Origin of the sequence: Methylopila turkensis (assembly GCF_027922325.1) — a bacterium.
Lineage (GTDB): Bacteria > Pseudomonadota > Alphaproteobacteria > Rhizobiales > Methylopilaceae > Methylopila > Methylopila turkensis.
Window position 1 is genome coordinate 229,943 of record NZ_BSFL01000001.1, and the last position, 14,361, is coordinate 244,303.

General features: G+C 70.3%; 13 protein-coding genes. 4 read left to right on the forward strand and 9 right to left on the reverse strand.

Annotated features, from left to right (window positions below):
• Window position 1 precedes the first annotated feature (1 nt).
• The gene (uraH, locus tag PKE78_RS01020) at window positions 2-355 is read right to left on the reverse strand and encodes a hydroxyisourate hydrolase (RefSeq protein WP_271198982.1); all 354 of its coding nucleotides are present in this window, start codon (window positions 353-355) and stop codon (window positions 2-4) included.
• 321 nt (window positions 356-676) lie between these two features.
• On the opposite strand from uraH, the gene uraD reads away from it, so the two are divergent.
• The 3 genes from uraD (at window position 677) to PKE78_RS01035 (ending at window position 4,749) form a co-directional block, all read left to right on the forward strand.
• A complete protein-coding gene (gene uraD, locus PKE78_RS01025) occupies window positions 677-1,168 on the forward strand; it encodes a 2-oxo-4-hydroxy-4-carboxy-5-ureidoimidazoline decarboxylase (protein WP_271198983.1) in 492 nt (163 codons plus the stop codon).
• Between the two features lie 75 nt (window positions 1,169-1,243).
• Window positions 1,244-2,059 (forward strand): FAD binding domain-containing protein, encoded by an 816-nt coding sequence (locus tag PKE78_RS01030; RefSeq protein WP_271198984.1) that lies wholly within the window; start codon window positions 1,244-1,246, stop codon window positions 2,057-2,059.
• Window positions 2,056-4,749 carry a molybdopterin-dependent oxidoreductase gene (locus tag PKE78_RS01035; RefSeq protein ID WP_271198985.1) on the forward strand — a complete coding sequence of 898 codons (2,694 nt, stop codon included), beginning with the start codon at window positions 2,056-2,058 and terminating at the stop codon, window positions 4,747-4,749. The genes PKE78_RS01030 and PKE78_RS01035 overlap by 4 nt, the downstream gene beginning before the upstream one ends.
• A 159-nt stretch (window positions 4,750-4,908) precedes the next feature.
• On the opposite strand, the gene PKE78_RS01040 is transcribed toward PKE78_RS01035, so the two are convergent.
• The 5 genes from PKE78_RS01040 to PKE78_RS01060 form a co-directional block, all read right to left on the reverse strand.
• Window positions 4,909-5,118 (reverse strand): hypothetical protein, encoded by a 210-nt coding sequence (locus PKE78_RS01040; RefSeq protein ID WP_271198986.1) that lies wholly within the window; start codon window positions 5,116-5,118, stop codon window positions 4,909-4,911.
• Between the two features lie 131 nt (window positions 5,119-5,249).
• Window positions 5,250-5,888 carry a glutathione S-transferase family protein gene (locus tag PKE78_RS01045; RefSeq protein WP_271198987.1) on the reverse strand — a complete coding sequence of 213 codons (639 nt, stop codon included), beginning with the start codon at window positions 5,886-5,888 and terminating at the stop codon, window positions 5,250-5,252.
• Window positions 5,889-5,933: 45 nt separating this feature from the next.
• Entirely contained in the window at window positions 5,934-7,697 is a 1,764-nt protein-coding gene (locus tag PKE78_RS01050) for a Rieske 2Fe-2S domain-containing protein (protein WP_271198988.1), read from the reverse strand.
• Between the two features lie 11 nt (window positions 7,698-7,708).
• Complete coding sequence (locus PKE78_RS01055; RefSeq protein ID WP_271198989.1) at window positions 7,709-8,569, reverse strand: aromatic ring-hydroxylating oxygenase subunit alpha; 861 nt, start codon at window positions 8,567-8,569, stop codon at window positions 7,709-7,711.
• A gap of 35 nt (window positions 8,570-8,604) precedes the next feature.
• On the reverse strand, window positions 8,605-9,459 hold the full coding sequence (locus PKE78_RS01060) for an aromatic ring-hydroxylating oxygenase subunit alpha (RefSeq protein WP_271198990.1): 855 nt from the start codon (window positions 9,457-9,459) through the stop codon (window positions 8,605-8,607).
• Between the two features lie 212 nt (window positions 9,460-9,671).
• On the opposite strand from PKE78_RS01060, the gene PKE78_RS01065 reads away from it, so the two are divergent.
• Window positions 9,672-10,784: a BMP family ABC transporter substrate-binding protein gene (locus PKE78_RS01065; RefSeq protein ID WP_271198991.1), complete on the forward strand. Its 1,113-nt coding sequence runs from the start codon at window positions 9,672-9,674 to the stop codon at window positions 10,782-10,784.
• Window positions 10,785-10,906: 122 nt separating this feature from the next.
• On the opposite strand, the gene PKE78_RS01070 is transcribed toward PKE78_RS01065, so the two are convergent.
• From PKE78_RS01070 to PKE78_RS01080, 3 genes are all read right to left on the reverse strand, one after another.
• On the reverse strand, window positions 10,907-11,572 hold the full coding sequence (locus PKE78_RS01070; protein ID WP_271198992.1) for a TetR family transcriptional regulator C-terminal domain-containing protein: 666 nt from the start codon (window positions 11,570-11,572) through the stop codon (window positions 10,907-10,909).
• Window positions 11,573-11,737: 165 nt separating this feature from the next.
• A complete protein-coding gene (locus PKE78_RS01075) occupies window positions 11,738-12,538 on the reverse strand; it encodes a hypothetical protein (RefSeq protein WP_271198993.1) in 801 nt (266 codons plus the stop codon).
• 313 nt (window positions 12,539-12,851) lie between these two features.
• Window positions 12,852-14,210, reverse strand: coding sequence for an 8-oxoguanine deaminase (locus PKE78_RS01080; protein WP_271198994.1), 1,359 nt, complete (start codon window positions 14,208-14,210; stop codon window positions 12,852-12,854).
• Window positions 14,211-14,361 lie beyond the last annotated feature (151 nt).

The following is a 14,361-nucleotide window of genomic DNA, read 5'->3' on the forward strand; positions in this document are numbered from 1 at the left end:
CTCAGCTTCCCCGATAGGTCGCGTAGCCGAAGCTCTGCAGCAGCAGCGGCACGTGGAAATGCTCCTCCGCCGCGGCGACCCCGAAGCGGATCACCACGACGTCGAGAAACGCCGGCGAGGCCGGCGTCCGGCCCGACGCCGCGAGATAGGTTCCGACGTGAAAACGCAGCTCGTAGACGCCGGCCGTGAAGGCCGCGCCCTCCAGCAGCGGGGCGTCGGTCCGCCCGTCCGCGTTGGTGACCGCTTCGGCCGCCTTCTCGGCGGCGTCGCCCGCGATCCGGAACGCCTCGATCGTGACGCCGGCCGCCGGGCGTCCGCGTTCGGTGTCGAGGATATGCGTGCTGAGGCGTCCCATCGTCAGGCCGCGACCCGCGCGACGACCATTTGAACGATCGGTAAAATCAGGACCCGAAAGCGGATGCGATTGAACACGCGGCCTCTCGTCGATTGTCTGGATGCGAGACGCCCCGGCCCGCAGGCGAAAGCTGCCACCAAACTGGGAAACTGCGCAATCCGTGCGCAGGAATAAAAGTTCGGCGCCGGGAGACGATCGGCGCCGTCGAAATCGGCGCCCGCCGCGCTGGCCCCGCCGCGGCTCCGGCGGGTACAACCTTATCTCCCGTCACCCGCAGCCGCGTGCGAAGCCATGGACAGCCCTGCCCTTACGCCGTCGTCCATGTCCGAAGCCGCCTTCGTCGCCGCTTATGGCGGGGTCTACGAGCACTCGCCCTGGGTCGCGGAGGCGATCGCGGCGCAAGGGCTCACCGCCGCCGACGACGACCCCGCGCATCTCGCCGCGCGCATGGCCGCCCTCGTCGAAGCCGCCGGCCGCGACCGCCAGCTCGCGCTGCTGCGGCTGCATCCGGAGCTCGTCGGCAAGCTCGGCGTCGGCGAGCGGCTGACGCCGGAATCGCAGCGCGAGCAGGCCTCCGCACGGCTCGGGGAATGCACTCCGGACGAGTTCGCGCGCTTCCACGCCCTCAACGACGCCTACAACGCCCGCTTCGGCTTCCCCTTCATCGTCGCGGTCACCGGGCTGACGCGGGGCGACATCCTCGCCGTGTTCGAGGCGCGCGTCGCCAACGCGCCGGAAGCCGAGTTCCGCACCGCGCTCGATCAGGTGCACCGCATCGCGCGCCTGCGGCTGGAGGCGCTCGCCAAGGCCTGACCGATCGGTCAAATCTGGCATGCGGTTTGCCACGCCGTCAGCGGGCGGCCGACACGCGCCGGGGGAGCTCAAGGTTTGGACATCAACACCATCACCGACGTGGTGACGCGCCCCGACCGAAGCGCGCTCGCCGGCTGGCGCGCCGGCGACGCCTGGCTCGGCGGCGGCACCTGGCTCTATTCGGAGCCGCAGCCCGGCCTCGACCGGCTGATCGATCTCGCCGGCTTCGGCTGGGCGCCGATCGAGCTGACGGACGACGCGCTGACGGTCGCGGCGACCTGCACGATCCGCGCGCTCCACGACTTCGCGGCGCCGGCGGACTGGACGTCGGCCCGGCTGATCCCGCAGTGCTGCGGCGCGCTGCTGGGCTCGTTCAAGATCTGGAACATGGCGACGGTCGGCGGCAACATGTGCCTCGCGCTTCCCGCGGGACCGATGACCTCGCTCGCCGCCGCAACCGACGCCACCTGCCTGATCTGGACGCCGGAGGGCGGCGAACGCCGAGTCAAGGCGGCCGACTTCGTCACCGGCGACCGCACGAACGCGCTCCGGCCGGGCGAGTTGCTGCGGGCCGTCGCCTTTCCCGTCGCAAGCTTCCGGGCGCGCTCGGCGTTCCGGCAGGCCTCGCTCACGCCCCGCGGGCGTTCGGCCGCGCTGCTGATCGGGATGCGCGACGGCCAAGGCGGGCTCGCGCTGACGATCACCGCCTCGACCCGGCGGCCGGTGCGGCTCGTCTTCGCGGAGACGCCGGACGCCGACGCCCTCGCAGGCGCGATCGAGAGCGCGGTTCCGTCGGCGCTCTGGCACGACGACGTCCACGGCCGCCCCGACTGGCGCCGGATGCTGACCTTTCACCTCGCCGAAGACATCAGGGCCGAACTCGCGGCATGAGCTTCACCGTCAACGGACGACACCTCGACGCGGCGCCCCGTCCGGGCCAGTGCCTGCGCACGTTCCTGCGCGAGCAGGGCTTTTTCGGCGTCAAGAAAGGCTGCGACGCCGGCGACTGCGGCGCCTGCACCGTGCATGTGGACGACGCGCCGGTGCACAGCTGCATCTTCCCGGCCCACCGGGCCGAAGGGCGCGCCGTCACCACGATCGAGGGCCTCGCCGCCCCGGACGGCGCGCTGTCGCCGACGCAGGAGCGCTTCGTCGCGGCGCAGGGCTTCCAGTGCGGCTTCTGCACCGCGGGCATGATCATGACCGCGTCGCGGCTGACCCCCGCGCAGCTCGACGATCTCCCCGGGGCGCTCAAGGGCAATCTCTGCCGCTGCACCGGCTACCGCGCGATCGAGGACGCGGTGCGCGGCGTCGCTCATGTGGAGGCCCCTCCCCCCGGCGCCGCGCCCGGCCGCAACGCTCCCGCGCCGGCGAGCCGGCGGATCGTGACCGGATCGGAGCCCTACACCTTCGACCTCGCGATGGAGGGCATGCTGCACATGAAGCTGCTGCGCTCCCCGCACCCGCACGCAAAGATCCTGTCGATCGACGTCTCCGGCGCCCTGGCCGTGCCCGGCGTGCGGCTGGTCCTGACCCACGAGGACGCGCCGGCGACGCTGATGTCGACCGGGCTGCACGAGCTTGACGCCGACGATCCGGCCGACATGCGCGTGCTCGACGACGTCGTGCGCTTCGTCGGCCAGCGGGTCGCGGCGGTGGTCGCGGACAGCGAGGCCGCGGCGGAGGCCGGCTGCCGCGCGATCCGCGTGAGCTACGAACCCCTGGCCCCGGTGTTCGACGCCGAGGCGGCGCTTCGCCCGGGCGCGCCGCTTGTCCACGACCGCCCCGGTCGAACGAGCAACGTGCTCGCCGATGTCCACGGAAACCTCGGCGACTCCGACGCCGGCTTCGCGGCGGCCGCTTCGATCTACGAGGGCGTGTTCGAGAGCCACCGCATCCAGCACGTCCATCTCGAGACCCACGGCTCGCTGGCCTGGATCGGCGCGGACGGACGGCTGAACGTGCGCACCAGCAGCCAGGTGCCGTTCCTCGCGCGCCGGCGCCTCGCATCTGTGCTCGGCCTGCCCGAGGCGCAGGTGCGGGTGATGTGCGCCCGCGTCGGCGGCGGTTTCGGCGGCAAGCAGGAGTTGCTGACCGAGGACGTCGTCGCGCTGGCGGCGCTGAAGCTCAACCGGCCGGTGAAGCTCGAATTCACGCGCGAGGAGCAGTTCACCGGGGCGACCGTCCGCCACCCCATGCGGGTGCGCGTGAAGCTCGGCGCCGCCGCCGACGGCGCGCTGACCGCGATGGAGATGGAGGTGCTGTCGAACACCGGCGCCTATGGCAACCACGGCGTCGGCGTGTTCTTCCACGGCTGCAACGAGAGCGTCGCGCTCTACCGCTGCGCCGCCAAGCGCGTCGAGGGCCATGTGGTCTACGCCAATGTCGTGCCCTCGGGGGCCTTCCGCGGCTACGGCCTGAGCCAGACCAACTTCGCGATCGAGTCCGCGATGGACGAGCTGGCGCGCACGCTCGGGATCAGCCCCTACGAGATGCGCCGCATCAACGCGATCCGGCCGGGCAACGCCATGGTCGCCTTCGACGACCACCCGCATGACGTCGAGTACGGCTCCTACGGCCTCGATCAGTGCCTCGACTTCGTCGAGGCGGCGATGGCGGAGGACCGCGGCGCGGCCGGCGCGCCGTCGCCCGACTGGCTGGTGGGCGAAGGCATGGCGATCGGCATGCTCGACACGATTCCGCCGCGCGGCCATTACGCCAACGCCGAAGCGCGGTTGACGCCGGCCGGCGCCTATGAACTTGCGGTCGGCACCGCCGAATTCGGCAACGGCTCGACCACCGTGCACGCGCAGCTCGCGGTCGCGGCGCTCAACACCACGCCCGACCGGATCGCGATCGTGCAGTCCGACACCGACGCCTCCGGATACGACACCGGCGCGTTCGGATCGACCGGAACGGTCGTCGCCGGCAAGGCCGCGCACATCGCCGCGACCGGGCTGCGCGCGGCGATCCTGAACGTCGCGGCGGAGCGTCTCGGCGTGACGCCGGAAGGATGTGAGCTTGCTGAGGACGGGGTGGCGGCCGGCAACGCCCAACTGTCGCTGTCCGAGATCGGGTCGCCGGGCGGGCTGTCAGCCACTGGCTTTTCAGATGGCAGCCCGCGATCCGTGGCCTTCAACGTCCAGGCGTTCCGCGTCGCGGTCCATCGCGTCACGGGGGCGATCCGCATTCTGAGGAGCGTCCACGGCGCGGACGCCGGCGTGGTGATCAATCCGCTGCAGTGCCGCGGACAGATCGAGGGCGGGGTCGCGCAGGCGGTCGGCGCCGCGCTCTACGAGCATGTGGACATCGGCCCTGGCGGAGAGGTCGTCACGCGCACATTGCGCAACTACCACATCCCCGCATTCGCCGACGCGCCGCACACCGAGGTGCTCTTCGCCGACACCAGCGACGCGCTCGGGCCGCTCGGCGCGAAGTCGATGAGCGAGAGCCCGTTCAACCCCGTCGCCGCGGCCCTCGCCAACGCGGTGCGGGACGCGACCGGCCGGCGCTTCTGCGCCCTGCCGCTGGCGGCCGACCGGATTTTCGATCGGCTGCCGCCGCGGGATGGTGAGACTTAGACGAGCGGTCGGCGAACCGCTTTGCCGTGGCGACGATGCGCCGACCTTGTCGCTCGTCGTCCTCCGGCTTGACCGGAGGACCCATCCCTGACGTCAAGCTCCACGCCTGAGATGGATGGTCCGGTCAAGCCGGACCATGACGCCGAGCTTATGCGCAGCTCAGCCCGCGCGGTGTTCCGCGGTGGTCTTCTGCTCGAAGCAGCGCTGAACGATGCCGCTGCGGGCGTAGCCGGTCACGCCGTAGGAATCGGCCAGCGCGTTGCAGGCCGCGATGTTGCGCTGCTGGGTCGAGAGGCTGTCGGTCGCGGCGAAAGCCGGGGCCGCGAAGGGCATCGCCGCGAGGGCGAGGATGAATGCTGTCTTGCGCATCGCGCTTCTCCAATCCGTCATGAGAGACGTTCGGCTGCAAAATGCGCGGAGGCGCGGGGGAGTTCCCCGCGAAGGCCGCAGAGGCGGCATGGAAGGCGCGCGTCCCGCGCATGGCGCGCGGGGCTTGCGGCTCAGCCCAAGGGCGCCGCGGGGAACACGCCGGACATGGTGACGAAGCCCGGCGTGCGGCGGAAGCGCTCCGACCAGCGACGGATGGCGGGATAGTCCCGGCGGTCGACGCCGCCCTCCTCCGACAGCATGACGGCGGGGAACGGCGCGAGATCGGCGAGCGTCGGATGCGGACCGTCGACCAGCCAGTCTTGGCCCGCCTGCTCCTGGAACCAGAGATGCTCGTCCATCTGGCGCATCAGCCGATGCGCGCGCTCCTGCGCCAGCGGCAGGTCGGCGTCGACGAACATCGCGAGATGGCGCCGGGCGAGGCCGGAACTGTCCTCCAGTTCGCGCCCCACGGCCATCCACTGCGCGATCGCGCCGGCCCGCGCCGGATCCTGCGGCAGCCAGCGACGGCTTTCGTCATAGGTCGCCGCGAGATGGATCAGGATCGCCTGCCAGTCCCAGAGCGCGAGGCCTCCGTCCTCCAGCACCGGCACGCGGCCGAGCGGGCTCAGCCGCCGGAACGCCGGCGCCTCGTTGGCCGCGCCGGGATAGACGTCGACGGGCCGCGACTCATGCGCGAGGCCGAGGAACCCCAGCATCAGCCGCGCCGCATAGGCCTCGGACGAGAGCTCGTAGTCGTGGAGGATCAGCACGGGAGGGTCCGCCAGTCAGGACGTCGCGTCGAATGAGCGAACATCTCAGAGGTCCAGCACGAGGCGCGGGGTGAGCGAGCGCGAGATGCAGGGCGTCATGCAGGCGTCGCTGGCGCGCTCGGCCTTGGAGAGGAACACGTCTTGATGATCCGGTTTGCCCTCGAGCACTGTGGTGATGCACGTGCCGCAGGCGCCCTGCTCGCAGGAGGTCGGAACCGAAACGCCGTGTTCGCGCAGGACGTCGGTGATGGTGCGCCCAGCGGGAATCGCGACCGTGATCGCGGACCGCGCCAACGCGACCTCGAAGGCCGTGCTGTCGTCGACCGCCTTGGCGTTGCCGAAATGCTCGAAATGCACCGCGGAATCCGGCCAGCCGGCCTGCTCGGCGCGCGCGACCGCGGCCTCGATCATCGGCGCCGGTCCGCAGACATAGACATACGCGTCGTCGGCGCGGTCGGCGAGGATGGCGGAGATGCAGTCGCCCGTCGCCGTCGGATCGAGCCCTGTGTGCATCTGCACGGATGCGCCTAGCCCGCCGAGATCGTCCGCGAACGGGGCATGCTCTTCGGACCGCGCGAACAGGTGCAGCTCGAACGATCGCCCCGTCGCCGCCAGCGCCTTCGCCATGGCGAGCAGCGGCGTGACGCCGATGCCGCCCGCGAGCAGCACGTGGCGGCCGCCGCCGCGCGCGAGGCGGAAATTGTCGTGCGGCGGGCTGACGGCGAGCAGGTCGCCCTCGCGCACCGCGTCATGGACCGCCGCCGAGCCGCCGCGGGATTGCGGCTCGCGCTTCACGGCGACGACATAGGCGTCGCGCTCGGCCGGGCCGTTGGTCAGCGAATACTGCCGCACCAGACCGTTCGGCAGATGCAGGTCCACATGCGCGCCGGGCGCAGGGGGCGGCAGCGCGCCGGAGATCGGCTCCAGCCGCAGCGCGACGACGTCGGCCGCCACCCGCCATTTGCGCGCGACCCGCACCCGGATCGCCTCGCCGCTTGCGGCGCGCTCGCCGCCTGCGACGGTCGTGACCCGGGGCGACAGCGGGATCTTGGCCTCCTCGACCGCGGCTGCGGCGTCCGGCTCCCGCGCGTCGGCGGCCTCCGCCTCCTCGCGCAACGCGGTCAGCGCGGCGTTGTGCGCCTTGAGCGTCGCGACGCGCTCCGCCTCTGCGACGTCGCCGAGCAGAAGGCCGCGGATCACGCAGGCGCGCGCGGCGGTCGGCTGCACGAAGAACGCCGCGGCCTCCACCTCGCCGTCCCGCCGCCAAGACGCGCGCAGCGCGAACGCGCCGGCGGGCGGAACCTCGGCCGCCGGCTCCACGGCCTCGGCGCCGAGACGCGCGGCGTAGCTCCGCAGCGCCTCGACGACGCGCGACGCCGGCGCCGCGACCGGCATCGGCCGCAGCGCGAGAGGCTCAGCCGTTTCGAGCTCCGGGATGACCGGCGGTTCGGCCAGCGGCTCGATCGCGGACCAGATCAGCCCGTAGCGCTCGACCGAGCGGTAGACCCGGTTGCGGATCGTCCGCGCCGGGGCGTTGGCAGGATGCGCCGGGATGTAGAGGCAGCTTGCGTCGCCATTGGCGTAGCGCCAGCCGTGGTACTGGCACTTGAGCTCGGAGCCGAGATTGAGCCCGATCGACAGCCGCACCCCGCGATGCAGGCAGCGGTTCTCCCAAACGTTGACCGCGCCGTCGTCGGCGCGCCAGACCGCGAATTCGAGCCCGAGAAGCTGTCCCTGGTAGACGTGGCGGAGGGGAAGATCGCCGCTCGAGGCGACCGGGAACCAGAGCGCGCGAAGATCCTGCTGCATGATCGGCCCGCTCAGCCGCGCGCCGGGATGACGCCGTAGCCGACGCCCTTGGCCGAAAGCCAGCGTCGGTAGGCGATCGCGGACTTGTCGGCGCGGATCGGCGTCTCGGCCCGCGGGTCCAGCGGCAGCCGCTTCGGCACCTGGTTCTCAAGGATCGGCTTGTCCTGCGCGAAGATGGTCTGCTGGAAATTGCGGAGATGGGCGTCCGTGCTGACATCGTCGATCAGCGACAGCAGCATGTGCGCCCTCACCTGCTCCTCGCCCACCGGCTGAAGGAACAGCGCGATCACGTCCCGCCGCCCCGGAGCGCCGGGGCTCGACTTGTAAAGCACCGAGCAGAACGGATGCGGCACCCGGTAGACATACTCGACCTCGATGCCGGCCTTGGCGCTTGCGGCCGCCATCGGCTGGTAGAACAGGCAGCCGGTCGCCAGCACCTCGTCGCGCTCGGCCGAGACCTCGACGTCGTAGTCCTTCACCTCGGTGTGCGGCTCCTCGCCGAGGATGCCGGTGTGCACGAAGGGGAAGTGGCCCATGTCGAGGAAGTTCTCGATCGCGCGCGGCGCCGAGACCCTGACGCCGATGGTCGCGCCGTGCAGGTTGCGGCGGTCGGGCTCGGCGAATTCCGGCAGCGGGAACAGGTCGCCCTCGGGCGCGCCGACGCTGGTCCAGACATAGCCGTAGCGCTCGATCGTAGGCATCGCCGCCCCGTCCGCGCGCCGCGCGACCGCGGAGCCGCCCTCGCGCGCGACGGTGACCGGCTCGCCGAACAGGACCGTGGCGACCTCGCGGCCCGCGGCGATCTCGTCGAGCGGGGAGACCACCTGCCAGGCGTCCCGTTCGGCGGCGGACAGTGAAGCGGGTTCGGTCATTGCGATCTTAATCCGGATGCGTCGCGAAAGCCGGCTCAGGCCGGGATCGCGCCATAGGTGACGCCGAGCTCGCTCAGCCAGCGGCGGTAGGCGATCGAGGACTTGTCGGCGCGGATCGGCGTCTCGGCCCGCGGGTCGAGCGGCAGCCGCTTCGGGACATGGTTCTCGAGGATCGGCTTGTCCTGCGCGAAGATGAGCTGCATGAACGCCCGCACTCCGGCGGCCGTCAGCCCGTCCTCGACATAGGCGAGCAGCGAGTGCGCGACGCAGCGCTCCTCGTCCACCGGCTGCACGAACAGCGCGATGAAGTCGCGCCGGTCGGGCTGCTTCGGGTTGGTCTTGTAGAGCCCGACCGTGAACGGCCGGAACACGCGGTAGGCGTAATCCGCCATGATGCCGCCGGACGCGCTCGGCGAGGCGACCGGCTGGAAGAAGCGGCAGTTCGTGACGAGGATGCCGCCGTCCTCGGCGCGCGCGACGTCGTAGTCCTCGACCTCGGTGTGGGCTTCGTCGCCGAGAATGTCGGCATGCACGAAGGGCAGATGGCCGAGATCGAGAAAGTTCTCGACCGCCCGAAGCCCGGAGACGCCGACGCCGATCGAGCCGCCGGTCACGATCAGCCGATCGCTTTCCCGCGCCTCGGGGATGTCGAGCACGTCCCGCGCCGGACGGCCGACGGAGGCGAACACCAGCCCGTAGCGTTCCACTGAGGGCAACACCGCCCCAGTCGCGGAGAGGCTGACCCTCGCCCGTCCGTCGACGTCGGGGGAGATCTGCAGCGCTGCGCCGAAGAGCTTCGTTCGATACAGTTGGCCGAACGTCAGCCAGGACCGATCCACAACGACGTGCCAATCATCGACCAGCGCCCTGTCGGGAGCGCGTCCGGTCATTTGAAAGCTCGCGTTCTTGTACTGTCGAGGACTTAGCCGGCGCGCGCGAATTTTGCCAAGCACATAATTGCGGCCAGCTCTGCATTTATTTTAATCGTGACGAGAGATTGATCGAAAGCCGCGGCGTCCGCTAGCGTGACGAACGCGCATGTCCGCGAGGAAGCGCAGCCGCCCGCCGCGGCGGCTTCAACTCCTGTCATCGGACACCCGAGATGCGCCCCTTCGATCCGAACGTCCTCGACCGCCGCCAGATGCTCGCCGGCCTCGGCGCCACGGGCGCAGGCCTCGCCGCCGCGTCGCTCGCAGGCTCCCCCGCCCGCGCGGCGGCCCCGCTCAAGATCGCCGTCGCCTACGTGTCTCCGATCTCCGACATCGGCTGGACCAAGCAGCATTCGCTCGGCGTCGAAGCGATCAAATCGACCTTCGGCGACAAGGTTGCGATGACGGTGCTCGAGAACATCGCGAACCCGCAGGACGCGGACCGCACCTTCCGCGACCTCGCGGCCGGCGGCCACCAGCTCATCTTCGGCACCAGCTTCTCGCACGGCACGCCGCTGCAGAAGGTCGCGCGCCAGTTCCCGAAGGTGAAGTTCGAGCACTGCTCCGGCATCGTGCACCTGCCGAACCTCGGCACCTTCGAGGCCAAGTATTACGAGGGCACCTATCTCGCCGGCGTCGCCGCGGGCAAGATGTCGAAGACCGGCAAGATCGGCTTCGTCGGCGGCTTCCCGATCCCGGACATCGTCGGCCCCGCCAACGCGCTGCTGCTCGGCGCCCAGAGCGTCAATCCGGCGGCGACCTGCTCGACGATCTTCCTCAATTCCTGGTTCGACCCGGGCAAGGAGAAGGACGCCGCGGCGGCGCTGATCGCGCAGGGCTGCGACGTGATCTGCGGCATGACCGACACGCCTTCGAGCGTGCAGGCGGCGGAGACCGCCGGCGTCTGGGGCATCGGCTACGCCAGCGACATGTCGAAATTCGCGCCGACCAAGCACCTCACCGCCTTCACGCTCGACTGGACGAGCGAATATGTCGGCGCGACCCGCAAGGTGCTGGAGGGGACCTGGATCTCGGAGGAGCGCTGGGACGGGCTGAAGGAGGGCGTCGTGAAGATGTCGCCCTACAACGCCGCGATCCCCGACGACGTGAAGGCCATGCTCGCCGCCAAGGAGGAGGCGATCAAGGCCGGGACGCTCCAACCCTTCGCCGGCGAGATCAAGGACCAAAAGGGCGCGACCCGCGTCGCCGCGGGCGGCGTGCTCGACGCCAAGGGCATCCGCAGCATCAACTGGTTCGTGAAGGGCATGACCGGCAACCTCGGCTGAGGTTTTCGGGCGGCCAAGTGGCGGCTGAGGCCGCGTCTCCGTCATGCCCGCGAAGGCGGGCATGACGGTCGATCTGATCCGCAGTCCTGAGCAGTCCTGAGCAGCCCCCCGCCCGCGAGCGCTCAGTCGCGCGGCAGGGCGCCGCCAAGGGCGACGGCGGTGATGGTGTCGAGCGCGCCGTCGTAGTCGGCGGGCTCCAGCTTGGTCTTGCCGAGCAGGATCTGCATCTGCGCCGCGAAATCGGCGTAGGCCTGGGTCGAGGCCCACAGCATGAAGATCAGGAAGGTCGGGTTCACCGCCGGGCTGATCCGGCCTTCCTCGATCCAGCGCGCGATGAGGGCCGCCTTCTCCTCGAGCAGCGGGCGCGTGGCCGCGGCGATCTGGTCGCCGATGTGCGGCGCGCCGCTGATGATCTCGTTCGCGAAGATGCGCGACAGCTGCGGCCGCGCGCGCGAAAACTCCATCTTCCGGCGGAGATAGAGCCGGATGCAGTCCTCCGGCGACTTATCCTCGTCGATCAGCCGCAGCGTGTCGGCCCAGACCTTCAGGATGCCGTTGAGCAGCGCCCGGTAGAGCGCCTCTTTGCTGCGGTGATAATAGTAGATGTTGGACTTCGTCACGCCCGCCCGCTCGGCGATCATCGCCGTGGTGGCGCCGCGGAAGCCGTATTGCGCGAAGACCTGTTCGGCGGCGTCGAGGATCTTGGCCTCGGCGTTGGTCGTCTTTTCGCGCGCGCCCGCCTCGGCCGGTTCATCGCCGTGATCGCGTCCGGGCCTCGCCTGATCCAACTGCGCCTCGACCTCTGGCGACGGCGGCGTCGCCGTCGAGGGCCTTCCTACCCCATGCCGCCGGCCCGGCGCCAGTGCGTCCGCCCGCCCACGAAAAAACGGCCGGCGCGTGGAACGCGCCGGCCGCCAGTTCGGGAGGAAGCGATAAGGGTCAGGACGTCCGGATCAGAAGCGCACCACCGCGAGCGCCTGGAACGCGCTCTCGTCGATGTCCTTGTTGCCGAGCTTGTTGATCCAGAACTGGTATTCGGTGCCGAGGAAGAGCACGTCTTTCTTGCCGGTGAAGGCGTAGCCCGCGTCCCAGCGCAGCTGCGGCTGGCCGAGGATCCAGTCGCTCTGCTTGGTGCCGAAGCTCTTGTTGCGCGAGTTGGCCGTGTATTCGACGTGGCCTTCGAAGCTGAAGAACTGGCCGGCCAGCTCGAACGGCGCGACGAACGACCAGTCCGCCTGCCAGCCGTCCTTCTGCTCGGCGGGGAAGTCGCTGTCGTCGATGAGGGCGGTGAACTGGGTGCGGAAGTGGACGAAGCCCGGCACCTTCCAATCGACATAGACGCCCGGCAGGTAGCCCAGATAGTTCGCGTCCGCGCCCGCGTTCACGCCGGCGACCACGCCGACGTCCTTGATCGGGCCGGGATAGGTCATGCCGAGCAGCTTGGCCGAGCTGAAATAGGCGTAGAACTCGCCGTAGAAGTCCTTGTCGTTGAAGTTGGTGACGTCGGTTCGGCGGTCGTCGAGATAGTCGATGAAGAAGAACACGTCGCCGAACACCCAGCTCGAGGCGTGCTGAAGCGTCACGATCGGCGTCCAGCTCTTGGTGTCGTTGAACGGGTTGTCGAGCCTGCCGTACTGGAACTGGATCTCGGTGACGCTGAATGAGAACGGCGCAGGCGCCGCGGGCGCGGCCGGGTCAGCGAGATCGGCGGCGGAGGCGGCCGTGGCGCCGAACGCAAGCGCCGCCGCGGTCACAAGGCCAGCGCTCCAGTTCCGGCATGTATTCAAAGCAGACGTCATTGTTAAGCGCCCCCGATATGGTCGCAGATTCATGATGTCGCGCAGCATTCATGCGCGAATCTGTGTTTCGGATACATCAATCCCCGATGCGAAACGAAAGGTCACACGACCTGACCGAACGGTCAATAAGACTGGATTGCCGGTCCGCCCGTAATCGACAAGTGTAACCGGACAAACACAATGCCCATATGCAAGGCTGATCGCACGGTTACTGGTCACAAAATAGTCATGGGCGGCCCGCCGGCTCTCTTTGACGGGCTTAGGCGCCTCAAAGCGCGGCGCCGATCAGCGCTGTGGCCAGGTCCGCGTGCCGCCGGAGGGCGCGGTCGCGGTCGACCGTGACGCAGCGACCGCCTTCGACCACCACCCGCCCGTTGACGACGGTGAGGTCCGCGCGCGCCGGTCCGCAGAACACCAGCGCCGCGACCGGGTCCCATTGCGCGCCCGCGAAGGCGACCGCGCCCATGTCGAAGGCGGCGAGGTCCGCCGCCATGCCGGGCGCGAGCGCGCCGATGTCCGGGCGGCCGAGCGTCTTCGCGCCGCCGAGCGTCGCGAGCTCCAGCGCCTCCCGCGCCGACAGCGCCGAGCCGCCGCGCGCGACCCGCTGCAGCAGCAGCGCCTGACGGGCCTCGTTCAGCATGTGGGCGGAGTCGTTCGAGGCCGAACCGTCCACGCCGAGGCCAACCGTGACGCCGGCGTCGAGCATCGCCCGGACCGGCGCGACGCCGCTGCCGAGCCGCATGTTCGAGCACGGGCAATGCGCGACGCCGGTCCCGCTGCGGGCGAACAGGGAGATCTCGCCGGGATCGAGCTGCACGCAGTGGGCGTGCCAGACGTCATGCCCGCACCAGCCGAGCTCCTCCGCATAGGCGCCCGGTCGAACGCCGAACTGGTCGAGCGAATAGGCCACGTCTTCGACGTTCTCGGCGAGATGGGTGTGCAGCCCGACGCCGTAGCTCCGGGCGAGCTCGGCCGACGCCCGCATCAGGTCGCGGCTGACCGAGAACGGCGAGCACGGCGCGACGCCGACGCGCACCATCGCGAACGGCGCGGGGTCGTGGAACGTCTCGATGACGCGGCGGCAGTCGGCGAGGATGGCGTCCTCCCGCTCCACCAGCGCGTCCGGCGGCAGGCCGCCCTGGGATTCGCCGATGCTCATGGAGCCGCGGGTGGGATGGAACCGCACGCCGCTCTCGACCGCGGCCTCGATCGAGTCGTCGAGGCGCGCGCCGTTCGGATACATGTAGAGGTGGTCGGAGCTGGTGGTGCAGCCGGTCTCCGCGAGCTCCATTAGCCCGACCAGCGTCGACACGCGGATGTGCTCCGGCCCCATCCGCGCCCAGATCGGGTAGAGCGTCCTGAGCCAGCCGAACAGCAGCGCGTCCTGCGCCGCGGGCACCACGCGGGTCAGGTTCTGGTAGAGGTGGTGGTGGGTGTTGACGAGGCCGGGCGTCACCACGCGGCCCCTCATGTCGATCACCCGGTCCGCCTCCGCCGGCAGCTCCGCGGTCGGCCCCACCTGCTCGATGACGCCGTCGCGGGCGAACAGGCCGCCGTCGGCGATCTCGCGGCGCGCGGCGTCCATGGTCACGAGCACGTCGGCGTGGCGGATCAGAAGCGTGGGCACGGGCGGGTCACCTGTGTCGGGAGGCCTGAGGCGGCGGGCCGCGACGATCCGGCCCGCGCGCCGCCAATTCAAGCGCCGTGCCAGCGGGCGCCCCGCCACCCAAGCCGAACCCGCGCGGAAAATGGGGCCGCCCGGCTATGTCCCCGCGCGT